The organism is Solidesulfovibrio carbinoliphilus subsp. oakridgensis, from assembly GCF_000177215.2.
GTDB lineage: Bacteria > Desulfobacterota > Desulfovibrionia > Desulfovibrionales > Desulfovibrionaceae > Solidesulfovibrio > Solidesulfovibrio carbinoliphilus.
This window is the reverse complement of record NZ_CM001368.1, coordinates 1,361,735-1,385,885: the sequence shown is the minus strand read 5'-3', so window position 1 is coordinate 1,385,885 and position 24,151 is coordinate 1,361,735. Positions and strand designations below refer to the sequence as shown.

At 67.5% G+C, this 24,151-nt stretch carries 23 protein-coding genes; 10 read left to right on the top strand and 13 right to left on the bottom strand.

The annotated features are described in order from the left end of the window. Positions 1-110 precede the first annotated feature (110 nt). Positions 111-1,091, top strand: a complete 981-nt coding sequence (locus tag DFW101_RS06215) for a chemotaxis protein (protein WP_009180661.1) — start codon at positions 111-113, stop codon at positions 1,089-1,091. Between the two features lie 193 nt (positions 1,092-1,284). Here DFW101_RS06215 and DFW101_RS06210 read toward each other — a convergent pair whose 3' ends face one another. The 7 genes from DFW101_RS06210 to DFW101_RS06180 all read right to left on the bottom strand — a co-directional run bounded on the left by DFW101_RS06210 (position 1,285) and on the right by DFW101_RS06180 (position 7,877). Then, entirely contained in the window at positions 1,285-2,052 is a 768-nt protein-coding gene (locus DFW101_RS06210; protein WP_009180660.1) for an N-acetylmuramoyl-L-alanine amidase, read from the bottom strand. 149 nt (positions 2,053-2,201) lie between these two features. Then, positions 2,202-2,933 carry a hypothetical protein gene (locus DFW101_RS06205; RefSeq protein ID WP_009180659.1) on the bottom strand — a complete coding sequence of 244 codons (732 nt, stop codon included), beginning with the start codon at positions 2,931-2,933 and terminating at the stop codon, positions 2,202-2,204. 188 nt (positions 2,934-3,121) lie between these two features. Continuing rightward, positions 3,122-3,427 (bottom strand): MTH1187 family thiamine-binding protein, encoded by a 306-nt coding sequence (locus tag DFW101_RS06200; RefSeq protein WP_009180658.1) that lies wholly within the window; start codon positions 3,425-3,427, stop codon positions 3,122-3,124. A gap of 16 nt (positions 3,428-3,443) precedes the next feature. Next, positions 3,444-5,735, bottom strand: coding sequence for a penicillin-binding protein 1C (pbpC, locus tag DFW101_RS06195; RefSeq protein ID WP_009180657.1), 2,292 nt, complete (start codon positions 5,733-5,735; stop codon positions 3,444-3,446). A 50-nt stretch (positions 5,736-5,785) separates the two neighbouring features. Beyond that, entirely contained in the window at positions 5,786-6,574 is a 789-nt protein-coding gene (locus DFW101_RS06190; RefSeq protein WP_009180656.1) for a response regulator, read from the bottom strand. 129 nt (positions 6,575-6,703) lie between these two features. After that, entirely contained in the window at positions 6,704-7,363 is a 660-nt protein-coding gene (locus tag DFW101_RS06185) for a FlgO family outer membrane protein (protein WP_009180655.1), read from the bottom strand. A 16-nt stretch (positions 7,364-7,379) separates the two neighbouring features. After that, positions 7,380-7,877 (bottom strand): hypothetical protein, encoded by a 498-nt coding sequence (locus DFW101_RS06180; RefSeq protein WP_009180654.1) that lies wholly within the window; start codon positions 7,875-7,877, stop codon positions 7,380-7,382. A 222-nt stretch (positions 7,878-8,099) separates the two neighbouring features. Between DFW101_RS06180 and DFW101_RS06175 the strand changes: the two genes are divergently transcribed. The 6 genes from DFW101_RS06175 (at position 8,100) to DFW101_RS06150 (ending at position 12,870) form a co-directional block, all read left to right on the top strand. Next, the gene (locus DFW101_RS06175; protein ID WP_009180653.1) at positions 8,100-8,477 is read left to right on the top strand and encodes a desulfoferrodoxin; all 378 of its coding nucleotides are present in this window, start codon (positions 8,100-8,102) and stop codon (positions 8,475-8,477) included. A gap of 3 nt (positions 8,478-8,480) precedes the next feature. Further along, entirely contained in the window at positions 8,481-8,993 is a 513-nt protein-coding gene (locus tag DFW101_RS06170; protein ID WP_009180652.1) for a ferritin, read from the top strand. Between the two features lie 90 nt (positions 8,994-9,083). Next, on the top strand, positions 9,084-10,763 hold the full coding sequence (locus tag DFW101_RS06165; RefSeq protein WP_009180651.1) for a 2-oxoacid:acceptor oxidoreductase subunit alpha: 1,680 nt from the start codon (positions 9,084-9,086) through the stop codon (positions 10,761-10,763). A gap of 9 nt (positions 10,764-10,772) precedes the next feature. Then, positions 10,773-11,612, top strand: a complete 840-nt coding sequence (locus tag DFW101_RS06160; RefSeq protein WP_009180650.1) for a 2-oxoacid:ferredoxin oxidoreductase subunit beta — start codon at positions 10,773-10,775, stop codon at positions 11,610-11,612. A gap of 129 nt (positions 11,613-11,741) precedes the next feature. Continuing rightward, positions 11,742-12,485 carry a SagB/ThcOx family dehydrogenase gene (locus tag DFW101_RS06155; protein ID WP_009180649.1) on the top strand — a complete coding sequence of 248 codons (744 nt, stop codon included), beginning with the start codon at positions 11,742-11,744 and terminating at the stop codon, positions 12,483-12,485. A 37-nt stretch (positions 12,486-12,522) separates the two neighbouring features. After that, positions 12,523-12,870: a hypothetical protein gene (locus tag DFW101_RS06150; protein ID WP_009108014.1), complete on the top strand. Its 348-nt coding sequence runs from the start codon at positions 12,523-12,525 to the stop codon at positions 12,868-12,870. 272 nt (positions 12,871-13,142) lie between these two features. Here the strand turns inward: DFW101_RS06150 and glpX are convergent, their stop codons facing one another. The 6 genes from glpX to DFW101_RS06120 all read right to left on the bottom strand — a co-directional run bounded on the left by glpX (position 13,143) and on the right by DFW101_RS06120 (position 20,508). Beyond that, positions 13,143-14,126 carry a class II fructose-bisphosphatase gene (glpX, locus tag DFW101_RS06145; protein WP_009180648.1) on the bottom strand — a complete coding sequence of 328 codons (984 nt, stop codon included), beginning with the start codon at positions 14,124-14,126 and terminating at the stop codon, positions 13,143-13,145. 199 nt (positions 14,127-14,325) lie between these two features. Beyond that, positions 14,326-16,323, bottom strand: coding sequence for a transketolase (tkt, locus tag DFW101_RS06140; RefSeq protein WP_009180647.1), 1,998 nt, complete (start codon positions 16,321-16,323; stop codon positions 14,326-14,328). A gap of 31 nt (positions 16,324-16,354) precedes the next feature. Continuing rightward, positions 16,355-16,810 carry a ribose 5-phosphate isomerase B gene (gene rpiB / locus DFW101_RS06135; protein ID WP_009180646.1) on the bottom strand — a complete coding sequence of 152 codons (456 nt, stop codon included), beginning with the start codon at positions 16,808-16,810 and terminating at the stop codon, positions 16,355-16,357. Positions 16,811-16,863: 53 nt separating this feature from the next. Beyond that, positions 16,864-17,700, bottom strand: coding sequence for a lipoprotein insertase outer membrane protein LolB (locus tag DFW101_RS06130; RefSeq protein WP_009180645.1), 837 nt, complete (start codon positions 17,698-17,700; stop codon positions 16,864-16,866). A 1-nt stretch (position 17,701) separates the two neighbouring features. After that, the gene (locus DFW101_RS06125) at positions 17,702-19,405 is read right to left on the bottom strand and encodes a tetratricopeptide repeat protein (RefSeq protein ID WP_009180644.1); all 1,704 of its coding nucleotides are present in this window, start codon (positions 19,403-19,405) and stop codon (positions 17,702-17,704) included. 74 nt (positions 19,406-19,479) lie between these two features. Continuing rightward, the gene (locus DFW101_RS06120; RefSeq protein WP_009180643.1) at positions 19,480-20,508 is read right to left on the bottom strand and encodes a sigma-70 family RNA polymerase sigma factor; all 1,029 of its coding nucleotides are present in this window, start codon (positions 20,506-20,508) and stop codon (positions 19,480-19,482) included. Between the two features lie 193 nt (positions 20,509-20,701). Between DFW101_RS06120 and DFW101_RS06115 the strand changes: the two genes are divergently transcribed. From DFW101_RS06115 to DFW101_RS06105, 3 genes are all read left to right on the top strand, one after another. Then, positions 20,702-23,122, top strand: coding sequence for a homocysteine S-methyltransferase family protein (locus tag DFW101_RS06115; RefSeq protein ID WP_009180642.1), 2,421 nt, complete (start codon positions 20,702-20,704; stop codon positions 23,120-23,122). Positions 23,123-23,212: 90 nt separating this feature from the next. Then, positions 23,213-23,686 carry a TlpA family protein disulfide reductase gene (locus DFW101_RS06110; protein ID WP_009180641.1) on the top strand — a complete coding sequence of 158 codons (474 nt, stop codon included), beginning with the start codon at positions 23,213-23,215 and terminating at the stop codon, positions 23,684-23,686. Continuing rightward, on the top strand, positions 23,683-24,150 hold the full coding sequence (locus tag DFW101_RS06105) for an N-acetyltransferase (protein ID WP_009108024.1): 468 nt from the start codon (positions 23,683-23,685) through the stop codon (positions 24,148-24,150). Before DFW101_RS06110 ends, DFW101_RS06105 begins: the two co-directional genes overlap by 4 nt. Position 24,151 lies beyond the last annotated feature (1 nt).

The window sequence follows — 24,151 nt, the reverse complement described above, 5'->3', positions numbered from 1 at the left end:
CCCCGACGGGAGACGGCCTTGCCTTTTTCTCGGACAACGGCTTAGATTGACAGACCATCGTTTCCAGAAGGACCCCGCCGTCCCACCGTCCGCCCCGGAGCCCAAGCGACATGAGCAATACGAACATCCTCCTTGAATCCGGCACCAACGAACTCGAGATCGTGGAATTCTACCTGGAGGAGCCCACGCCCTCCGGGAAGAACTACGTGGGCTACTACGGCGTCAACGTGGCCAAGGTCCTGGAGATCATCCGCCTGCCCAGGGTGACGGAGATGCCGCAGACGCCGCACCCCTGCGTCCTTGGCACCTTCAACCTGCGCGACAAGGTGGTGCCGCTGGTCGATCTGGCCTTGTGGCTCGGCAAGGACAAGGGGGCCAACGACTCGGACAAGGTGGTGGTCACGGAATTCAACCGGGTGGTCAGCGCTTTCCGGGTATCCGGCGTCACGCGCATCCACCGCCTGAGCTGGGAGCAGATCGAGCCGCCGAGCATCCAGGTCCAGATCTATTCCGCCAATTCCGTCACCGGCGTGGTCCAGCTCGACAAGCGGGTGGTCTTCATCCTCGACATGGAAAAGATCGTGGCCGAACTGAATCCCGGCCTGGCCCTCAAGGAGCTCGACGCGGAGGTCTTTGTCGAGCGCCGCAAGACGCTTCCGGACAAGGACATGGTTTTCAAGGCGCTCATTGCCGACGATTCCACCACCATCCGCCGGATGATCGGCTCGTCGCTCGAGAAGGCCGGCTTCGAGGTGACCCGGACCATCAACGGCCGCATCGCCTGGGACCAGCTCATGGAATGGAAGGCGGCGGCCGCCGCCGGGGAACAGCCCATCACGGATTTCGTGCACATCCTGGTGTCCGACATCGAGATGCCGGCCATGGACGGGCACAGCCTGACCCGCAAGGTCAAGGAGGACCCGGTCCTCAAAAAGCTGCCGGTGATCCTTTTCTCGTCGCTCATCACCGACAGCCTGCGCCACAAGGGCGAGGCCGTGGGCGCGGATGACCAGATTTCCAAGCCCGAGATGCTGCAGCTGGCCGAACGGGCCCGGGCCCTGGCCTGGGAACGGCTGGCCACCGAGGCCTAGCCGGCACGGCCCGGCAGAGCCTTGGGGTAGGCTCACACTGTCGGCAACCGGCGTTGCCGGGGTCCCTTTCCCGTTCCTTGTGCCTTCCCCCGGTTCCCCGGTCCTTCCCTCACACCCCCGGTCCCTTCCTCCCTTTGAGGGGGTCCGGGGGGAATCATTCCCCCCGGCCGCCGGAGGCATCCTTTTTCTCCTGTCAACGTTGCTCGGCGCACCAAGTCGCGACGGCCGTCGCCACGGCTTCGGCGGTGCGCCGCTGCCGGTCCGGGCCGGCCAGCTCGGCCTCTTCCGCCCGGTTGACGATGACGCCGGCTTCCAGCAGCACGGCCGGCATGGCGGCTTCGCGCAGCACGGCCAGCCCGTCGTAGCGGTAGACGCCGGCCGTGTCGTCCACGAGCGGGCGGCGTTCGCCCGGGATGTCGGCGGCGTGGTGGCGGGTGAAGGCAAAGCCGGCCCGGCGCATCTCCCGGCCAAGGAGCCGGGCCAGGGCGAGGCTTGCGGCCGCGTGCCGGTTTTTCCCGGAATAAAAGACCGAGTAGCCGGCGAACCGGTCGCAAAAGCGGCGGGTCTGGCCGGCGACGGTCCAGGTTTCCAGGAATTGCGGCTGGGCCGCGTCGTGGTGGATGGAGACGAGGAGCCCGGCCCCGGCCGCGTTCGCGGCCTTGGCCCGGGCCGTTGGCGCGAGGTCCCGGCCGACCGGGTCGAGGAGAACGGTGCGGGGAAAGCCGGCGGCCTGCACGGCGGCTACGACCTGCCGGGCCAGCCGGAAATTGAAGTCGTATTCAGGCGCGCCCGTGGCGCTCGTGGCCCCGGGGAGCCTCGGGCCGTGCCCGGCGTCCACGGCGATGGCGAGACGCTCGGGACGGCAGCCGGCCCAGGCCGGCGCGGACGGGCCGGCCGCAAGGGCCAAGGCCAGAGCCAGGACGAAAAGTCCGAGGAGCCATCCGCCGCGTTTGGCGCGCAACCGGCTTCCTCCTTTCCGTCCCGGCCTGGGCGCGGCGGCGCGCCTCGTGTGGCGTTCTCGAAATTCGTGCATACGAATTTCGATAATAAAGTATTTAAATAATTATTTTTTTCTAAAAAATATGAGCATATTTTTCAGCGAACGCCACACTAGGCCAGCCGGCCCTCGTGGCGCAACGATTCCTTGAGGCCCGTTTCGAGCAGTTCCTCGGGATTGGCGAGCAGGTGGTCCAGGAACTGGGTGGTCTGCTCCCGCAGCCACTTGTCGTTTTCCAGGGCGTCGATGGTCTTTTCGGCGACGACGCGTTTTTCCGGGGGGAGCCCCTTCTCCTGGGCCAGTTGGTGGCGCAGGAACTGGGCGTAGAGTCGGGAGCCGAAAATGGAAGCCTCGGGGTCGAGGCTCACAAACAGATGGTGCAGGTCGTTTCGGGTCCGTTCCGCGGCCACGGCGTGGGTGAACTTCCAGGGCGAGATGCCGCTTGTCAGCGACGTCCAGAAGTAGCGGAACTTGTAATACCGGGTCCCGGTGGAGAAGGCGTTTTCGAGGTCCAGGCCGGTGCAGACGTCGGTCACGCAGCCTTTGAGGGCCTTGCGATAGGGGTATTCGAAGGCGGTGACGATCACGGACCAGAGCATGTAGAAGTTGATGGCCGTAATGATGTAGAGGCTGCCGTTTCGCAGGCTCGGGTTGACGTCGCTGGCCCAGTTGAGGAACAGGAAAAGGAAAATAAAGGATATCGCGATATATTTGATTGCCACCAGGATCAGGCGCGGCACGGAATCCATCTTCCAGTGCAGACGGGCCAGCACCAGGATGAAGACCAGGAAGAGAAAGCTGTGGAAGTATATGCTGAGGTCAAGGTCTGTCGGCTGGTTGCCCATGGCATGCTCCTCGTGGTGGTTGCTGTACGACGCCTGCGTGGGGGGAGCGTCGTGGTCACGGCCCGGAAAAAGCCACGTTGTCGCCGAGATACACCCGGCAGGCGAAAATGGCAACGCCAATGCCGCCTTGTGTCGCCCGATCGACGGCGGCGGCGTCCTGGTCGAGGGCGCCATTGCCGTCCACCAGTCTAGGACCCGGAAGCCAGCTTGTCCTCGACGGACCGGATTTTGGCAGCAAGCCGTCCCGACGGGCCGTCGCGCCAGTCCACGCGCATGGCCACGTGGATGCGGCGGCAGTCCTTTTCCAGTTCCTCCTTGCAGCGGGTGACCACGGCCAGCACCTCGTCCCAGTCGCCCTCGATGCTGGTCGACATGGGGGAAAAGACGTAGGGCAGGCCGCTTTCCCTGACGATGCGCACGGCCTTGGCCACGTAGGCGGACAGGCTTTCGCCCTTGTCCAGCGGGAAGATCGAAAAATCCAGAATGGCGCTCATGTCGTCTCCTTCTTCGTTATTCCACGCGCACGGTCACGGCGTCGGCCCGACCCTGGTCGTCAGCCACGACCAGCCGGTGCGCGCCCGGGCTTGGTTGCCAGAAGAGCCGCTCCCCGGGGAGCCCCTGGGCGGCCAGCTCCCCGTCCACATACCAGGAAAGCCGCCTGCTGCCAGCCGGAACGTCGGCCAAAAGCGCGATGCGCTGGAATTCGGCCGGCGCGTCGCGGCGAAAGACGTAGGGCGTGGCCGAACTCGGCGACACGATGCGCGGCCCCTCGCCCGCCGGGGCCCCGCACCCCGGCTCGGGCTCGGGCGGCTCTTCGAAGGGGATGCCCGACGCCCGCCACCAGGACACCAGCTCGGCCGGATACCGGGCCACGACCACGGGTTTGGCCTCCCGGGTCTCCAGGCAGTCCCCGGAAAGCGTCCGGCCGGTGGCCGCATCGACCAGGAGCCGGCGGTGGACCGGGCAGGGGCCGAGCCTGGTCACGCCGGGGATGATTTTGGCCGTGACGTGGCGCGGGCAGTCGGGGCCGGGCAGCTGGCGGCTGTCGGCGCAGACCTCGATCTCGCGGAGGTTGAGGCCCTGCGCCGTGGCGAGCCTGGAGCCGTGGGCCTCCACGGCCCGGAAAAGCTCGAAGAGGATCGGTCCGACGTGGACCGCGCCGGAGATGCCCTTGACCGGCGCGCCGTCCATGTTGCCGACCCAGACGCCGATGACCCGGTCGGCGCTGTAGCCCAGGGCCCAGGCGTCGCGGTGGCCGTAGGAGGTGCCGGTCTTCCAGGCCACGGCCGGCACGGCCAGGGCCCGCTCCCACGAGGAGGGGAGATCCGGCCGCTCCACCTTGGCAAGCGTCTCGGTGACGAGCGCGCAGGCCTCGGCCGAGAAAAGGCGCGTCCCCGGGCCGTCCCGGCCGGCCAGGAGCCGGGGCGGCCGGTGTTCGCCGCCGCCGGCCAGGTCGGCGTAGAGGCCGGCCAGGGAGAGAAGCGTCACCTCGCCGCCGCCAAGGACCAGGGACAGGCCGTAGTGCCCGGCCGGCCGGTCGAGGGTGGTGATTCCCCCCCGGCGCAGGAGGTCGAGGAAGGAGGCCGGGCCCACGTCGTTTAAGAGCCGCACCGCCGGGACGTTGAGCGAGGTGACGAGCGCCTGCTCCATGGTCACCCGGCCCCGGAAGTGGCCGTCGTAGTTCTTGGGGCTGTAGCCGGCGAAGCCGGTGGGGATGTCGAGGAGCAGGCTCTGGGGAAAGACCAGCCCCTTGTCCAGGGCCATGGCGTAGAGAAAGGGTTTGAGGGCCGAGCCGGGCGACCGGCGGATGGTGGCGCCGTTGATCTGGCCGAAGCGGGTGTCGCCGAAATAGTCCGTGGACCCGACCATGGCCAGGACCTCGCGGGAGGAGGCGTCGAGGACCACGGCGGCCACGGCGCCGATGCCCTGCCCGGCCAGCCAAGCCTTGCGGCCGCGCAGGATGTCCGTGACCGCCTTCTGGGCCGAGGGGTCAAGCGTGGTGTCGATCCGGGGGGCCGGCCCGGCCAGTTCCCGGGCCAGTTGGCAGAACTGCGGGGCCACAAACGGCGGATCGGCCAGGGCCGTCGGCAAGGGAGCCCGGGAAGCCTCGGCCGCGGCCTCGGCCGTCACCACGCCCCGGCGGGCCAGGGCGGCCAGGAGCCTGTCCCGGGCGGCCTTGGCCGCCGTGGGGTGGCGGACGGGGTCCAGGCGCAGGGGGGAGCGGGGCAGGACGGTGAGTAACGCGGCCTCGGCCAGGGACAGCCGGTCCGGGGTCTTGCCGAAATAAAAGGTGCTGGCCGCGCCCACGCCCACGATGTTGCCGCCGTAGGGAGCCATGGAGAGGTAGCGTTCGAGGATGGCCTCCTTGGAGAGATGCCGTTCCAGGGCCAGGGCGGCCAGCGCCTCTTCGACCTTGGCGGCAAACGTCCGGGGACGCGGTCGGGCGAGGCGGGCCAGCTGCATGGTCAGGGTGGAGCCGCCGGAGACGACCCGGCCGGACAGGAGGTTTGCGACGGCGGCCCGGCCAAGGGCCAGGGGATCGACCCCGGGGTGGCGGAAAAAACGCTTGTCCTCGGCCGCGACGACCAGGCGCGGCAAAAGGGGCGAGACGGTGCCGAGGCGCACCGGAAAGCGCCAGGACTGGTCCGGGGCCAGAAAAAGGCGCAACGGCAGGCCGTTTCGGGCCGCGACCACCGTGGACGGGGCCGGGGACAGGGCGGACAGGGGAAAGGGCGGCCGGGCCGTGGCCCAGAGGAGCCCGAGGCAGGCCGCCAGACCAAGGACGGCCAGCGCCGCCGCCAAGACGATCCGGCGGCGGGGGCGGCAAGCGGCGGGCCTTGCCTCGGATGTCTTCAGTATCCGGCCTTGTCCCGGCATTCCCTGAAGCCGGCCAGGATTTCCAGCATGTCGAGCTGCTGGTTGACCCGGCAGGTGAATTCCTCGACCTGGACGGGCTTGACCAGGAAATCGTTGGCCCCGACCTTGAGGAATTTGACGGTCTGGGCCCCGCCCTCGGCCGACACGCCGATGATGGCCAGCTTGTCCTTGGGGTGGGTGGCCCGGATCTCCTCCACCAGGGCGAAACCGTCGAGGTTTGGCATGTTGTAGTCGGTGATGACCAGGCTGATATCCGGGTTTTGCCCGAGGACCTCGAGGGCTTCGCGGCCGTCTTCGGCGGTCAGCGCCTTGACGTTCAGGTTTTTTAAAAGCGAGGTCATGTGCAGCCGGAAGAGCTTGGAGTCGTCGGCGACCAGGGCCGTCACGAACTGGTTCTTGTAAAGCCGTTCGATCAGCCGCTCCATGGCCGTCATCTCCGACAGGCTTTTCAGGAAATAATCCACCACATTGTCATCGAGGAGCTGCTGGCGGACCTCCTCGTTGAAGGTGGCCGTCATGACCACGGTCGGTATTTGCAGGGATTTGGCGATGGAAACGATGCGCCCTTCCGGGTCGTCGGGCAGGTTGCGGTCGAGAATGGCCACGAAGATCCCTTTCCGCTTGGTCGTCATGGCTTCCATGGCCTCGGCCAGGCTGTGGGCCACGATGGTCGGAAAGGGCGTGGCCTGCCCGATGTGTTGGCTGATGATCTTGGCCTGGACGCGGCTGTCCTCGACGACAAGGACATGGCGGGAGTCGGTCATGCTGCCATCCTCTTTTCCCGATACGTCCGGGGAATCATAGGGGATGGCGATGGTCCTGGCAAGGCGGCTTCGCGTCCCGACCGCCCGGGCCCCCGGGATCGGACCGTCCCGGGGGGCGCCGGCCCGGCCCTACCAGTGGCGGGCCATGGAGTAGGGCATCATTTCGCGGGCAAACGTCGCGGGATCGGTGGTGGCCACGGTGGGGGAGACGTAGGCCGCTCCGCCGCCGGCCAGCGCTCCGACGGTGGCGTCCATGGGCAGGGTGCGGCTCGTCATGGCCACGATGTTGTTGTTTCGGGCGTCCATCACCTCGATGTTGAACCGGACGCCGCCCGGGGTGACGATGTAGGTGCCGGCCACGACAAGGGTGGCCGTGGCCCGGGAGGCGGCCAGGGCCCGGGTGTCGCGGGTGAGCGTGAATTCGCCCTGGCCGCGGCTGAAAATGATGTCGCTGGCCTTGCGTATCTCCTGGACGTTGTAGCCCATGGCCACCAGGGCGGAGGACAACTCCTGGCCGAAGAGCCGGGCCAGGGGCGAGGCCCGGTCCAGGGCGGAGAGTTCCGCCGGGGTGGTGACCACCACCCAGTAAAGCCCCCGGCTGTTGCCCGGGGAGCCCATGCCGAGGCGCGGGCCGAGCTGGCGGTCGAGGTCGGCGGCCATGGCCATGGCCACGTCCGGGTACTGGGGCGGCGGGGGCGGGGTGCCGGAACCGCACAGCGCGCCCATCAGAAGCGGCGCAAAGGCCACCAGGAACGTCAGCGGCAGGCAGCGAAGGACAGAGGGATTCATGGCCGGTCTCCTCACGTTATTGGGCCGGGCCCGGAGCGGTGCCCGGGGCGGCGGCCGGGGCCGGATTGGGGGCGGGTTTCGGGGCCGGGGCCGGTTCCGGCGGGAATTCCACGGGACCGGGTTTGCCGCCCGGGGCCGGAGCGGCGGCCGGGGCCGGCTCCGGCCCCAGGGGGAAAATGGATTCCGTGGGCGCTTCGAACCGCTGTTCGAGTTTCGGCGTGGCCGGATTGCCAGTCGGCCGGGCGGCCTTTTGCTCCGGCGCCGGGCGCGGGACCGGATGCCTGACAGGACGGCGGGCCGGTTTTTTCCGCTTGTGGGGCCGGTGGGCCGGCTTTGGCGCAAAGACTTTCGCCGGCGTGGACGGCGTCGGCGGGGCGCTGATGTCGCGGATGGGGATCTGGGTCGGCAGGGGGGCCGGCTGCCCGGCTTCGGCCGTGTGCGGCCAGACCGGACCCCCCATCCCCAACAAGGCGGCCAGTGCGGCCACGGCTGCGGATTTTCGCCAATGTTCCATCGTTTCCCCCTGGGCCCGTTTGGGCTTCCTGTCCCACGTCATCGGCCGGTTTGGCGATATCTTTACCTCTGCTGCCGCTTTGTCCCGGACGCGGGGGTTGCGCAAGGGGCCCGGAAATGCTTTATGTGTGGAGAAGATATCGCATGTCCCGTGTGGGCCGGACCCGCCCCGGCAGTGCTCACGAACCAACGGACCATCGGGGCTTTACAAGGAGAACGACTCATGGCGAAACAGCTGGAAATCTACAAGTGCGAAGTGTGCGGCAATATCGTCGAAGTCCTCCATGCCGGCGACGGCGACCTTGTCTGCTGCGGCCAGAACATGAAGCTCATGACCGAGAACACCAGCGACGGGGCCAAGGAAAAGCACGTCCCCGTGATCGAGAAGACCGACAAGGGCTATCTGGTCAAGGTCGGCTCGGCCCCCCATCCCATGGAAGAGAAGCACTACATCGAGTGGATCGAGCTGATCGCGGACGGCAAAACCTACCGCGCCTTCCTGAAACCCGGCCAGGCTCCTGAAGCGACGTTCTGCGTCGAGGCCGCCTCGGTCACGGCGCGCGAATACTGCAACATCCACGGCTTGTGGAAAAAGGACTAACCCGTGCTCTCGAAGACCATGGAAAAGGCCATCAACGACCAGGTGCACTGGGAACTCTATTCCGCCTACCTGTACGTGTCCATGGCCACCTATTTCGAGGACAAGGGACTGATGGGATTCGCCAACTGGATGCATGTCCAGGACCAGGAGGAGAAATTCCACGCCCAGAAGTTCTATAACTACATCGTCGAGCGGGGAGGCCGGGTCATTCTCCAGGCCATCGAGGCTCCGCCCCACGACTGGGCCTCGCCGCTGGCCGTGTTCGAAGAGGCGCTTTCCCACGAACAAGGCGTCACGGCCCGCATCTATAAGCTGATGGACCTGGCCTTGGAAGAAAAAGACCACGGCACGGCTTCGTTCCTCAAGTGGTTCATCGACGAGCAGGTGGAGGAGGAGGCGAGCGTGGCCGACGTCATCTCCAAGCTCAAGCTCGTGGACCAGACCCCGGGCGGGGCGTTCATGCTCGACAAGGACCTGGCCGCCCGGGTCTTCGTCCCGCCGACCACGGGGGCCTAGCCCGCACCGGCAACAACCTCGCAGACCCTCGCAAGGCCGCCCCGCCCGTCGTGGGCGGCCTTGCTTTTTGCCGCCAAGGAGCGGCAGCGCATGGCCGAAACAACCAGTAATATCGTCATCGGCGGCGAAGCCGGCCAGGGGCTGGCCACCATCGGCGAATTCCTGGCCCGGGGACTCGTCCGGGCCGGCTACGGCGTGGTGGTCACCCAGGACTACCAGTCCCGCATCCGGGGCGGGCATAACACCTTCGCCATCCGCACCGGCAACAGCGTTCCCGAGGCCCCCATCGAGGCCATCGACCTGCTCGTGGCCCTGTCCGCCGACACCGTGCCGCGCCACCAAGACCGGCTGACGGGCAGGGGGCTCGTTTTGGCCGACGCCCGCACCGGCCTCGCCGGCCTGCCGGGCCTCGCCATCCCCTACCAGGAGCTTTGTCCCAAGCCGCTGTACGAAAACACGGCCGCGCTTGGCGTCTTAAGCTCCCTCCTGTGTCTGGATCCGTCGTTCGTGACCGATCTGATCACCGAAAAATTCACCAGGAAAGGCGACGAGGTCGTTGCGGCCAACATCGCGGTTTTCAAGGCGGCCCTGGACTGGACCGCGGCCCAGAAGGCGCCGTTCGCCTGCCTGCCGCCGGCCGCGCGCCGGGAGAAGCGGCTGGTCATGCACGGCAACGACGCCATCGCCCTTGGCGGACTGGCCGCAGGCGTCAATTTCTGCTCGTTTTACCCCATGACGCCCGGCACTTCGGTCATCCAGACGCTGATCGACCACGCCGATGCCATGGGGCTGGTGGCCGAGCAGGCCGAGGACGAGATTGCGGCCATCCTCATGGCCATCGGCGCGTCCTATGCCGGAGCCCGGTCCATGGTTTCGACGGCCGGCGGCGGCTTTGCGCTTATGTGCGAGGGCACGAGCCTGGCCGGCATGCTCGAAACGCCGGTCACCCTGGTGGTGGCCCAGCGCCCCGGCCCGGCCACCGGCCTGCCCACCCGCACCGAACAGGCCGACCTCGATCTGGTCGTCTACGCCGGGCACGGGGAATTCCCGCGCGCCGTCTTTGCCCCCGGCAGCCTGGAGCAGTGCTTCCACCTGGCCCACCGGGCCGTGGACACGGCCGAGCGGTTCCAATCGCCGGCCTTTATCCTCACCGACCAGTTCCTGGCCGATTCCTACCGCGACGTGGGGCCCTTCGACTTGTCCGGCCTGCCGGCCGTGGCCCGGCCGCTGACGGCCGTGGACGACCCGGCCGGGTACGAGCGCTACGCCGTCACCGATTCCGGCGTCTCGCCGCGCCTCTTGCCGGGCTTCACCGAGGCGACGGTCGTCCTCGACAGCGACGAGCACACGCCCGACGGCCACATCACCGAGGACCTGTCCGTGCGGGTGGCCATGCAGGACAAGCGGATGCGCAAACTGGCCGGCCTGACCGCAGCCGTACTGCCGCCCGACCTCTACGGCGAGGCCGAGGGCGCGACGCTCCTCGTCTGCTGGGGCTCGACCCTGGGCGCGGCCCGGGAAGCGGCGGACAGCCTGGCGGCCCGGGGCGAAAAAACGGCCGTGCTCCACTTCTCCCAGGTTTTTCCCCTGGCGCCGGACACGTTTCTGCCCTTTTTCGCCCAGGCCGGCCGCACGGTCATGGTCGAAGGCAACTTCGCGGGCCAGCTGGCCGGGCGCATCCGCCAGGGCACGGGCCACGTTTTCGACCATCACATCCGGCGCTACGACGGGCTGCCCTTCACGGCGGCCTTCATCCTCGAACGGCTGTAGGAGAACGCCATGGTGACCCCCAACGACTACGGTGAGTTCGAAACCGCCTGGTGCCCCGGCTGCGGCAACTTTCCCATCCGCAAGGCCGTGGTCCAGGCCCTGGTCGCCCTCGACCTGCCGCCGCACAAGGTGGTCTTTTCCTCGGGCATCGGCCAGGCGGCCAAGGCCCCGCACTACATCCGGGCCAACGTCCTAAACGGCCTGCACGGCCGGTCGCTGCCGGCCGCAACCGGCATCAAGCTGGCCAATCCGGACCTGACCGTGTTCGCCGAATCCGGCGACGGCTGCTCCTACGGCGAGGGCGGCAACCACTTCCTGGCCGCCATCCGCCGCAACATCGACATCACCTATATCGTCCACGACAATCAGGTTTATGGCCTGACCAAGGGCCAGGCCAGCCCCACCACCATGCAAGGGCAGAAGACCAAGACCCAGCCCCACGGCGCGCCGTCGGAGCCCTTCAACCCCATGGCCGTGGCCGTGACCATGGGAGCCGGGTTCGTGGCCCGGGGCTTTGCCGGCGAGATCGACCATCTGGCCGACCTGATCGTCCAGGGCGTGCGCCACCCCGGCTTCTCCCTGATCGACGTGCTCCAGCCCTGCGTGTCCTTCAACAAGGTCAACACCTTTCCGTGGTACAAGGAGCGATGCTACAAGCTTGGCGACGGCCACGACCCGACCGACCGCGTGGCCGCCCTGGAGCGGGCCCTGGAATTCGGGGACAAGATTCCGCTCGGCGTCCTCTGGAAAAACGACCGCCCGCCGTTCGGGCCGGTGCCGGCCGGTCCGCTCGCCGCCCGCGAGCCGGACATGGGCGTGTTGGCCGGTATTTTGGAAGGGTATGCATAGGGGGAAAAGAGGGAAGATGCCTCCGGCGGCCGGGGGGGATCATCCCCCCGGACCCCCTGGGCGGAGGATAGGGAAGCGGGGTCGGGGACGGGCGAGGTGTGTGGGGAAAGCTTTCGGAGGGAGTAGGGCATGCAATATGACTTGAAGTTCTTCTTGAAGGATTGCATTCGCAAGATGGTGGACTTTTCCACCACGGCCCAGAGCCGAGGACTGGCCGCGCCGCCGCTCCAAAAGCCGTATCCGCCGGGGGCGGCCCTGCTGGCCTTGCCCCGGCCGGAAAAATGGACCGGCATCGGCGACGTGTCGGTCAGGCAGGCCATCGCGGCCCGGGTGTCGCACCGGGCCTTCGAGACGACGGCGCTGACCCTGGACGAACTGGCCTTCCTGCTGTGGGCCACCCAGGGTCTTCGCAAGCCGCCGACGCCGGCCGTCGCCTACCGCACCGTGCCCTCGGCCGGCTGTCGCCACGCCCTGGAGACCTATCTTGCCGTCTTCCGCGTCAAGGACCTGTCTCCGGGACTCTACCGCTACCTGCCCCTGGAACACGCCCTCGTCGAGGCGGGCCGGCCGGACGACCTGGAAGGGCGCGTCCGCCAGGCCGTCTTCGACCAGCGGTTCGCGGCCAAGGCGGCGGCCACCTTCTTCTGGACCACCATCCCCGAACGCATGGAATGGCGCTACGCCGAGGCCTCCTACAAAGTCATCGCCCTGGACGCTGGGCACGTCTGCCAGAACCTGTACCTGGCCTGCCAGGCCATCGGCGCCGGCACCTGCGCCATTGCCGCTTACGACCAGGAGGCGGCCGACGCGCTCCTCGGCGTTGATGGCGAGGTCGAGTTCACGATCTATATCGCGCCGGTCGGCAAGGTCTGAAGCACTATCGGAGAGCTGCAACACGCTGGAGAGGAAAATGAAAAAAATGGCCCTGTTCGCCTTCCGGGGCGACATGTCCTGTTTCGTGCATGTCCTTTTAAACGCCCTCGATTTCCGGGAAAAAGGCTACGAGGTCCAGGTCATCCTGGAAGGGGAGGCGACCAGGCTCGTGGCCGAACTGGCCAAGCCCGGCAACCATCTGCACGCGCTTTTCGAAAAGACCAAGGCGCTTGGGCTCTTTGCCGGCGTCTGCCGGGCCTGCTCCCATCAGCTCGGCACCCAGGAGGCGGCCGTGGCCGAAGGCTTCCCGCTTTTGGACGATATGCACGGCCACCCGGGCATGGCCCGGTACACGGATGACGGGTTCACGGTGCTGATTTTTTAGGAGAAGAGGCCTCCGGCGGCCCGGAGAGGCTCTGCCTCTCCGGGACCTCTCCGCCGGGGGGGATCATCCCCCCCGGACCCCCCGAACGAGGTGAGCGGGGGATGGGGATGCGGGTGAGGGTATGGTCGTAGGCGGGTATAAAAGAATCTTCGCGCAGGACCAGCGAAGAAGAGCACCGGCCGCCTGTGCCGTTCCTCCCTGCCGTCCACCCCGTTCGGGAGGGTCCGGGAGGGGGTGACCCCCTCCCGGCCGCCGGAGGCATCTTCGCCTTTTCAGTCGTACTTGACGGCGCTGATTTCCATCAGCTTGTCCAACCGGATGCGGGTCTCTATGCGGCGCATGGTGCCGGTCTTGCCGCGCATGACCAGCGAGTGGGTGACGGCGTGGGTGCCGGTGAACTGGACGCCTTCGAGAAAGGTGCCGCCGGAGATGCCGGTGGCCGCGAAGTAGGTGTCGTCGCTTTTGACGAGGGTTTCCTCGGTGAAGATGCGGTGGCAGTCGATGCCGGCTTCGGCCAGGGCCTCTTTCTCGTCGTCGAGCTGCGGGTCGAGGCGGGCCAGCAGGCGGCCGCCCAGGGCCCGGATGGCGCAGGCCGAGAGCACGCCTTCGGGGGTGCCGCCGGTGCCGAGCATGATGTCCACCACGTTTTCGGGATCAACGGCCATGAGCGAGCCGGCCACGTCGCCGTCGGTATGGAGCTGGATGCGGGCCCCGGCGGCGCGGATGTCCTTGATGAGCGAGGCGTGGCGCGGCTTGTCGAGGACGAAGACGACCAGATCGTCCACGTCCTTGCCGAGGGCCCGGGCGATTTTTTTGAGATTGTCACCGACCGGCGCGTCGAGGTCGGCCACGTCCTTGGCTTCGGCCGGCACCACCAGCTTTTGCATGTAGTAGCTCGGGCCCGGGTTGAACATGGAGCCGCGCGGGGCGATGCCGACCACGGAGATAGCATTGGGCCGGCCGTAGGCGAGGAGATTGGTGCCTTCGACCGGGTCCACGGCCACGTCCACGGCGTGGCCCGAACCGCTGCCCACCCGCTCGCCGTTATAGAGCATGGGGGCTTCGTCCTTTTCGCCCTCGCCGATGATGATCATGCCTTCGATGGGCAGGGTGTTAAACGACAGGCGCATGGCGTCCACGGCGGCCTGGTCGCCGGCGTTCTTGTCGCCGCGTCCGAGCCAGCGCGAGGAACTGAGGGCCGCCGCTTCCGTGACCCGTACCAGATCCAACCCGAGATTCCTGTCCGGCGCTTCCATGCAATGCTCCTTTGGGGTGGAGGGAGGAAGAATGCGGGGAGGAAACCCGTTTGGGGAAAAAGGGTTTCCTCCCCGCGCCCCTCCTTCCCAAAAAACTTTTAAAGGGGGGCGTTATTCAAAGCGGCCCCGAAGGATGAACCTTGCGGGGCCGCGCCGAGCGAACCTATGCGAGGCGCAGCGCGCCTGGCCCGGAGGCGGGCTACTTTTTGTCGAAGGCGTCCTTGATCTTTTGGGCCAGCTTCTCCGGCGTGAAGCCGTAGGCATCGGCCAGGGTCTCGGCCGGGGCCGAGGCGCCGAAGTGCGAGAGGCCGTGCACCCGGTCGAGGCTGCCGGTGTACTGGCACCAGAGCTCGGGCCGGCCGGCTTCGACGGCGAAGCGGAAGGGGACGGCCGGGGGCAGGACGGCGTCCCTGTAATCCTGCGGCTGCTCGTTAAAGAGCTCCATGCAGGGCATGCTGACGATGCGGATGGCCAGTTCCGGCAGGAGCTTGGCCGCGGCCATCGCCAGGGAGACTTCCGAGCCCGAGGCGAGGAGGACCATGTCCGGGTTTCCGTCGGCCGCGTCCACCAGCACGTAGGCCCCGCGTTTGACGCCGTCTTTGAGGGCCGGATAGGCGGCGTGGTCCAGGATCGGCAGGTTCTGGCGGGTCAAAAGCAGGCAGGTCGGCCGGCTGGTTTGCGTCAACGCCATTTCCAGGCAGGCGGACGTCTCGTTGGCGTCGGCCGGCCGGGCCACCAGCATGTTGGGAATAAGGCGAAGCGAGCTCACCTGCTCGATGGGCTGGTGGGTCGGTCCGTCCTCGCCCACGTAGAACGAATCGTGGGTGAAGACGTGCAGGGCCGGGATGCGCTGGAGCGCGGCCATGCGCAGCGCGTTTCGCTCATAGTCCGAGAACATGAGGAAGGTGGCGCCGAAGGGGATCAGCCCGCCGTGGAGCGCAATGCCGTTGACGATGGCGCCCATGGGGAATTCCCGGACCCCGAAACAGAGGTTGCGGCCCAGGGGGTTGGCCGCGCCGAAGATGCCGGTGATCTGGCGGAATTTCTCGGTCTGGTTGGACGGGTCGAGGTCGGCCGAGCCGCCGACCAGAAGCGGCAGCTGGTCGATCAGGCCGTTTAGAGCCGCGCCCCAGGCCGACCGGGTGGCCACGGCCTTGGCCGGTTCGAAGACCGGCCAGGACAGGGCCCGGTTGCCGGGGGCGCGCCTGACCTGCCGCCACAGGTCCTCGAAGGCGGCGTCGGAATCGAGCCGGTCTTCCAGGGATTTGTTCCAGGCCTTGCGGGCCTCGGCCAGTTTCGGGAAGCCGGCGCGGAAATGGTCGGCCACATCGGTCGGCAGGGAAAAGGACTTGTCCTCGGGCAGGCCGAGGAGCTTTTTCGTTTCCTTGATTTCGGTCTCGGAAAACGGCGCGCCGTGGGAGGCGCAGTTGCCTTCAAGCGTGCAGGAGCCCTTGGCGATGGTGGTGGTGCCGATGATGATGGTCGGGCGCTTCTTTTCGGCCCGGGCCGTTTCCAGGGCGGCCCGGATGGCGGCGTGGTCGTGGCCGTCGATCTCGAGGGCCTGCCAGCCGAGGCTCTCGAAGAGCTTCTTGTGGTTGGTGGCGTCGCAGACGCTGGTCGGGCCGGCCAGCTGGACCTGGTTCTTGTCGAAAAGGACGATCAGGCGGGAGAGGCCCCACAGTCCGGCCAGGGCGGCCGAGCCGAGAAAGACCGGGGTCTGCACGTCGCCGTCCGAAGAAAGGACATAGGTGTAGTGCCCGGCCACGTCCTCGCCCAGGCGTTCGCGCAGCATGGTCTCGGCCGTGGCCATGCCGACGGCCATGGAAAAGCCCTGGCCAAGGGGCCCGGTGGTGCACTCGACGCCCGGAGTCTCGTAATTCTCGGGGTGGCCCGGGGTCTTGCTGCCGAACTGGCGAAACCGCGTCAGGTCCTCCATGCTGAGGATGCCGCGCAGGTGGAGCAGGGCATAGAGCAGCATGGATTCGTGCCCGGCCGAGAGCACGAAGCGGTCGCGGCCGAACCAGGCCGGATCGGCCGGATCGTAGCGCAGAAAATCCTTGAAAAGCACATACGCCATGTCGGCCGAGGACATGGCCCCGCCGGGGTGGCCGGAGGCGGCCTTGCGGGTGGCGTCCATGATAAGGCCCTTGATGGCGCTGACGGCCTTGGCGTCGATGGCGGCGGCGTTCACGGTCATGGGAAGGTTCCTTAGAGCGGGTCGGTTGGGGTTAGGCGGTAATGGACTGGCAGCAGGTTTCGATCAGGTCGATGCGGCGCTGGTGGCGGCCGCCTTCGAAGGCGGTGGCCAGGAAGACGTCCACGATGGACAGGGCCAGGCCTTCACCGACCACCCGTTCGCCCAGGCAAAGGACATTGGCGTCGTTGTGGAGCCGGGTCATGCGGGCCAGGTATTCGTTGACGCACAGGGCGGCCCGGATGCCGGGGATGCGGTTGGCGGCCATGGACATGCCGATGCCCGTGCCGCAGACCAGGATGCCGGCCGAGCCGGGCGTGGCCTGAACCTTTACGCACACGGCCATGGCGAAGTTCGGATAGTCGACGCTGTCGGCCGTGGCGGGGCCAAGGTCGTTGACGTCGTGGCCGGCCTGGGCCATATGGGCGATAATGGCGGATTTTAGCGTCAATCCGGCGTGGTCGGAACCGATAAAAACGGTCTGGGGCATGGGAAGGGTCTCCGCTGTTGGCGTGTTGCGTGGGGCGGGCCGGAACGTCGGGCCTACAGGTCCGGCAGGAGCGGTTCGCCGCCGGTGGCGTCCAGGGAACGCACGTCGGCGGTCGGGGGAATGGGCAATTCCAGGTCCGCGGCCGGATAGGGCGTTTCGCGCGGGGCGAGGCTTTTGACGCGAAGGACCAGGGAGGCGCCGCCGGGCGTGGTCAGGGTGAGCCGGCGAGCGACCGGCGCGGCCATGCCCGGCGCGGGTTCTTCGTCCTCGAAGTCCACGCGCCAGGGCTCCACGCCCCGCCCGGTGAGATGTCGCGGATTGCCGGCGAAGTCAAGGGTCAGGCCGGACAGGCGCGGGTCCTTGGAAAAGGCGTATGCGTAGCCACCAGCCACCTTTTTGGCCGAGGCGTAATCCGGCGGCGCCAGCTCGCCGAGCCGGCCGGAAACCAGGGCGGCCATCTCGCGCAGGGTAAAGGGCAGGGGCATGCCGAGCCTGGCCGCGCCCTGCCGGGTGTCGGCGTGGCGATAGACGGCGTTTTTGTCCGGCAAAAAGGCCGTGAACTCCTCCCCGTCCTCGCGCAGGTGGGCGTAGGCCCCGCCAAAGGCCGTGGTCAGGTCGAGACGCACCGGGTTTTTGAAGTTGCCGTAGAACCGGAAGTTCAGGCGGCCGGACTTGCCGGCTCTGGAAAAGCTCATGGACCCGGCCAGGGAAAAGGCCGGGGCCGGCTGGTTTTTCGCCTGGTTGGCCAGGAAGTTCTTGTAGACCACCCGGGCCTCGTCCGCGGTCGGGGCGGGGCCCGGCCCCGGGCGGGGCGCGGCGCAGCCGGTGGCCAGGAGGGCCAGGGCGGCCATCAGGAAAAAACGGACGGGCAGGCGGGCGTGGCGACGCATGTCACAGGGCTCCCAGTTTCTTTTTGACCGCGGCCGGGGAGTCCGGTCCCAGCTCCAGGGCGGTGCGGTAGGCCTTCTGGGCTTCGGCCCTGCGGCCGGCGGCGGCGGCGATGTCGCCGTAGTGTTCCCAGATGATGGCGTCTTTGACCTTGTGGGCGATGGCCCGCTCGATGGCGGCCAGGGCCTCGTTGGCGCGTCCCAGCTTGTGCAGGGTCCAGGCCAGGGAATCCAGGAAGAAGGGATTGTCCGGCTCTTTTTCCAGGGCCGTTTTCACCATGGAGAGGGCCTTTTCCAGGTCGCGCCCCTCCTCGGCCAGGGAGTAGCCGAGGTAGTTGAGGGCGTCCGGATTGGTCGGCTCCTTGGCCACGATCTTCTCCATGACCGCCTTGGCCTCGTCGCGGCGCTTGAGCTTTTCGAGGGCCACGCCGTAGCGGTAGAGGAGGTCCACGTCGTCGGGCGAGGCGGCTAGGGCGTTTTCCAGGACCTTGGCCGCTGCGGCCGTGTCGCCGCGCTTGTCGAGCAGGGCGGCTTCCACGGAGATGAATTCCTTGCGGTCGGGATAGCGCTGCCGCGCCTCGCGCACGAGCCCCGCGGCCTTGCCGAAATCCCCGATCTCGGACGCGATCTGGATGCGGAAGGCGAGGCTTTTGTCGTAGTTGGGATTTTCCGGCGGTACCCGGCCAAGGATCGCCAGGGCTTCCCTGGGGTTCTTGTCGCCCTCGTAGGCGAGGACCGCCTTGTAAAACGGCAGATCCGGGCTGTCCGGGTCCAGGGCGGTCAGCAGGCCGAGCACCTGCTTGGCCTGCCTGGGATAGCCGGCTTCGACCAGGGCCGACATGGCGTCGAGAAACCGGCTCTTGTCCGGCGCGCCCTCGGCCAGGAGGCTTACGGCCTGGGCCGGATTTTTCTGCTTGATGAGGATCCGGGCGAGCCGGGCCCGGACTTCCGGGGACTCCTCGCCAAGGGAGAGCATCTTGCGGTAGCAGTCCTCGGCTCCCTTGAGGTCGCCCGCCTGTTCGAGGAGCCCGGCCAGATCGGCCCAGGCCGGCATGAGGGCCGGATCCTTGGCCACGGCCGCGCGAAGCGTGCCCATGGCCGCGTCTTTGCGGCCGTGGCCGGCCTCGGCCTTGGCCCGCAGGTAGAGGACCGTGGCGTCGCGGTCCTTTTCCGGGATGCGCCCGAGCACGGCCAGGGCCTGCTCGTGCTTGCCGCTGTCTTCCAGGAGCGAGGCCAGTTCCTGCAGGGCCGGGGCATCGGCCGGGTTTTTCTCCAGGAAACGCTCGAGGGTCTTGACGGCCATGTCTTCCATGCGCCGCATCTGGTAGGCGTTGGCCAGGTAGAAGGTGAGCTGGCGCGCGCCAGGGAAGGCGGCCAGGCCCTTTTCCAGGGTCTGGGTGGCGGCTTCCCGGTCGTTTTGGCCCCATTGGACGTTGGCCAGCTCCACGACCACTTCCGGCGAGGGGTGGGAGGCGGCCAGGTCGGACAACGCCTTGATGGCCTCGTCCTTTTTGCCCTGGCGGGCCAGATCCTGGTAGATGAGGAACTGATAGTCCACCTCGGCCTCGGAGCTCAGGTTCTTGCCGGCGTAGGCCGGCCGGGCCGACCGGCTGGAGGCGCAGGAGTTGGAGAGCAGGCACGGCAACAGCGCGAGCACCACGAGGACGGGCAGGCGCGCGGGAAAAAAACGCTTGGACAGGTCAGACATGGCCGGCATCCGATGCGGCGTGCGGGGTCCGGGCCCGCCGGCCGGGGCCGGCGGGCAGGGCCGCGCCTGTGCCGCTATTCTTCCTTGTGAATCCAATCCGAGGAAAAATCCTCGATGCGCCTGGAAAGGTGCTCCTTGAGCTTTTCGAGCAGCCGGGCCTCGATCTGGCGCACCCGTTCCCTGGTGATGCCGTATTTCGCGCCGATTTCCCGCAGGGTGGCCGGGGAGTCGGAGAGGATGCGGTTGTCTAGAAGGTCGAGTTCCTTTTCGTTGAGCTTGGGCCGGATGGTCTGGATATGCTTGTCGAGCTGGTGGGAGATCTCGTCGCCGGCCAGGATCTCCTCGATGCCAGGGGTGAGCGCCGGCAGAAAGTCCAGGCGCGTGGAGGTGGAATCGTCGCCGAGGGTCATGTCGAGGGACAGGTCGTTGCCGCTTAGGCGCTGGTCCATCTCCACGATGTCCGACTCGGTGACATTGAGGGCTTGGGACAGCTGGGAGGCGCTGGGGTCGAAACCGAGCGTCTGGAGCCGATGGCGCTCCTTGTTCAGGTTGTAAAAGAGCTTGCGCTGGGCCTGCGTGGTCCCGATCTTGACCATGCGCCAGTTGTCCATGATGTACTTGAGGATATAGGCCTTGATCCAGTAGGCGGCGTAATAGGAGAACTTGATCCCCTTGTCGGGATCGAACTTGGTCACCGCGCGCATGAGGCCGACATTGCCTTCCTGGATCAGGTCGAGGACGTTTTGCATCCACCGGCGCTGAAAGTCCATGGCGATCTTGACCACCAGCCGCAGGTGGGAGGAGATGAGCCGGAAGGCGGCCTTCTGGTCGCCGAGGTCGCGCACGCGGCGGGCGAGTTCCTGCTCCTCCTCGGGCTTGAGCATGGGGAACTTGCCGATTTCACGCAGATAGAGGTGCAGCGGATCCCGGGTGGACAGGGAGCCGGCTCCCGAGGTCTTCGGGGTCGGCAGCCGGAAATCGTCCACGGGTTCGATTTCGACGGCCTCCTCGTCCAGGGCTTCGGGGTCGTCGAGTTCCAGGGTTTCCTTGGGGTCCAGATCCGCATCGGTTGGCGAAATATCTTGATCGTCTTGATGTTCCATCGGATAATGGCCGGGTTATACGGTGCGGCCTGGCCGTTTGTGTTTGGGGGGAGGGCGTCGGGACGGCATGGTGACGAGCCGTCTCGCATGGCTATCATCCACTGTAAAGTTTTGGTTTGTCCTTTTCAATGATTTTCAGTAGACCGGCCGCGTTTCAACCAGACCGGCCGGCCGGCAACCACAAGGAGTCCGCGTGGGCGATTTCAGACAGGCGCTTGGCGATGGGGAAATCCTCGTTTTCGACGGGGCCATGGGCACACTCCTCCAGGGGCGGGGGCTGGCGGCCGGGCAGTCGCCGGAACTCTTCGGACTGGCCCATCCCGAGGCCATCGTGGCCACCCACCGGGAATACATCGAGGCCGGCTCCCGCGTCATCACGTCCAACACCTTCGGCGGCACCCGCTACAAGCTGCCCCCGGGCACGGACGTCACGGCCCTCAGTCGCGACATGGCCCGCCTCGCCCGGCAGGCGGCCGGCCAAGGCGTCTTCGTCGCCGGATCCGTCGGCCCCACGGGCCAGTTCGTGGCGCCGCTCGGCAAGGCCAGCCTGGCCGAACTCGTGGCCGCCTTCGCCACCCAGATCAAGGGCCTGGCCGAGGGCGGCTGCGACCTGATCGTCGGCGAGACCCACTTCGACCTGGCCGAGGCCAAGGCGCTGGTCCTGGCCGCCAGGCAGGTCTGTTCGCTGCCCGTCGCCGTGTGCATGACCTTCGAGGGGGCGGTGAGCCTCACCGGCTCCGGCCCGGAAGTCTTTGCCGACGCCATGGAGAATCTCGGCGTGGACCTGGTCGGCGTCAACTGCGGCGCCGGCCCCGACGACATGCGCCTCGTGGCCGAGGTCTTCTCCAGGCGCCTTTCCACGCCCTTTTTCGTCAAGCCCAACGCCGGCATGCCCCGCCTCGAGGGCGGGCGCACGGTCTTCCCCATGGGCCCGGAGGAATTCGCGGAAAAGACCGCCCGGTTCGCGGACCTCGGGGCCAAGGCCCTGTCCGGCTGCTGCGGCACCACCCCGGCCCACATCAAGGCCCTGGCCGGGGCCCTGGCCGGCCGGACCCATACCCGGCCCGAGGCCGTGGACCGGCCGGTCCTGGCCGTGACCTCCCGGGCCCTGACCGTGACCCTTGGCGGCAAGAGCCCCTGCGCCGTCATCGGCGAGCGCATAAACCCGACCGGCAAGGCCGGGCTGGCCGCCGAGCTGGCGGCCGGGGAGTTTGCCCAGGCCCTGGCCTTTGCCGAGGAGCAGGTCGCGGCCGGGGCCGCCATCCTCGACGTCAACGTGGGCGCGCCCATGGTGGACGAGACCGTGGTCCTGCCCGGGCTGGCCGTGGAACTGACCAAGCGCCAGCAAACGCCCCTTTGCCTGGATTCCAACAACGCCGACGCCCTGGTCGCGGCCCTCTACGCCTCGCCGGCCACGCCGCTGGTCAATTCCATAAGCGGCGAGCCCGGCCGGATGGAGCGCCTGGGGCCGATCTGCCGCGACCACGGGGCCCCGTTCATTCTCCTGCCGCTCAAAGGCCGCAAGCTTCCGGTCACTGCGGCCGAGCGCCTGGCCATCATCGAGGAGCTGCTCGTCCAGGCCGACGGCCTCGGCATCCCCCGGCGGCTCATCCTGGTCGACGCCCTGGCGCTCACCGTCTCCTCCAAGCCCGAGGCGGCGCTGGCCTGCCTGGAGACCATCCGCCACTGCCGGGAGCGGTGGGGCCTGCCGACCGTCCTTGGCCTGTCCAACATCTCCTTTGGCCTGCCGGCCCGGGAGCTGGTCAACGCCGCCTTTTTCGCCATGTGCCTGGGGGCGGGACTTTCCGCCGCCATCGCCAACCCCAACGTGCCGCGCCTCATGGAGACCTCCGGGGCCTGCGAGGTCCTTCTCGCCCGCGATCCGCAGGCCGGCCGGTTCATCGGCCGCTTTGCCGGCTGGACCCCGGCCGCGCCGTCCGGGGCCGCTCCCACGGCCGCAAGCGCCGGGGGGGCGGGGGAGGAGGGCGCAAGCCCCCTGCGCCAGGCCGTGGTCCGGGGCCGCCGGGCCGAGCTCGACGGCCTGATCGACGCCGCCCTGGCCGAGGGCCGGGCCGCCGCGGACATCCTGAGCGAGGACCTCATCCCCGGCATCATGGACGTGGGGGAACGCTACGAGCGCAAGGAATTCTTCCTGCCCCAGCTCCTGGTCGCGGCCGAGGCCATGCGGGCCGGGTTCACCCGCCTGGAGCCGCTTCTGGCCGAAACCGCCGGCGCGGCCAAAGCCCGCATCGTCATGGCCACGGTCGAGGGCGACATCCACGACATCGGCAAGAACATCGTGTGCCTCATGCTCAAAAATCACGGATTCGAGGTCATCGACCTCGGCAAGGACGTGCCGGCCGCCACGATCGTGGCCGAGGCCGAGGCCCGGGACGCCGATGTCATCGGCCTCTCGGCCCTGATGACCACCACCATGGTCCGCATGGAGGACACGGTCCGCCTGGTCCGGGAACGGGGCCTTCGGGCCAAGGTCATGGTCGGCGGGGCCGTGGTGACCGAGGCCTTCGCCAAATCCATAGGGGCACACGCCCGGGCCGCCGACGCCGTGGACGCGGTGCGCCAGGCCAAGGCCCTGCTCGGCGCAAACGCCTAAAAAACCGCTGGCGCGCGTTGCCGGCTTTGGATTAAACCAGCCCTGGCGCCCGGTTCGCCGGCCGCCGATACCGCTTGGTGGAGGACGCCTTTGCGCATACGCATCTGCCTTATCCTGTTTGCCTTGCTGCTTTTGCCCTGTACCCGGGCCATGGCCCAGGACGCCGGCCCCATAAAGGGCCAGGGCGTGCTCGACGCCATTGTCGCGGCCAAGGGAAAAGTGGTGGTGATCGATTTCTTCGCGTCGTGGTGCCGGCCGTGCCTGATGGAGATCCCGGACGTGATCGAGGCCCGCAAGCACTATCCCGCGGACAAGGTCGTGTTTCTCGGCATCTCGCTCGACCAGGACCAGGGGGAATACGCCCGGTTCGTCAAGCAGACGCCGTTTAATTTCCCGGTGTACCTGGCCGACCCCGACGTCCTGACCACCTTTGGCGTCAAGATGATCCCGAAGACCCTGGTCTACGATACCACAGGCCAGCAGATCGTAAACCATGCCGGGTACATGCCCGGCGAAATGCTCCGGCAGGCCATCGACGCCCTGCTGAAAGACGGCGGTTCATGACCAAGCTCTTCATCCGCAAGGCGAGGATCCAGGACGTCAAGCAGATCCACGCCCTTTTGATGCACTGCGCCCGAAGCGAATTCCTGCTGCCGCGTTCGTACAACCAGCTCTACAGCCACCTGCGCGATTTCTTCGTCCTGGCCGAGCACGACGCCCCGGGCATCCGGGGCTGTTGCGCCCTGTCCATCTGCTGGGAGGACATCGCCGAGATCCGGTCCCTGGCCGTCAACGAGGACATCCAGAAGCAGGGCTGGGGCGGCAAGCTGGTGGAAGCCTGCCTGTCGGACGCCGTGACGCTCGGCATTTTCCGGGTCTTCACCCTGACCTACCGGCCGCACTTCTTCGAACGCCTGGGATTCGTGCCGGTGGAGAAGGAGAAGCTGCCCCAGAAGGTCTGGGCAGACTGCATCAACTGCCCGAAATTCCCGGAGTGCGACGAGAACGCGCTCATCATGGAAATGTAGG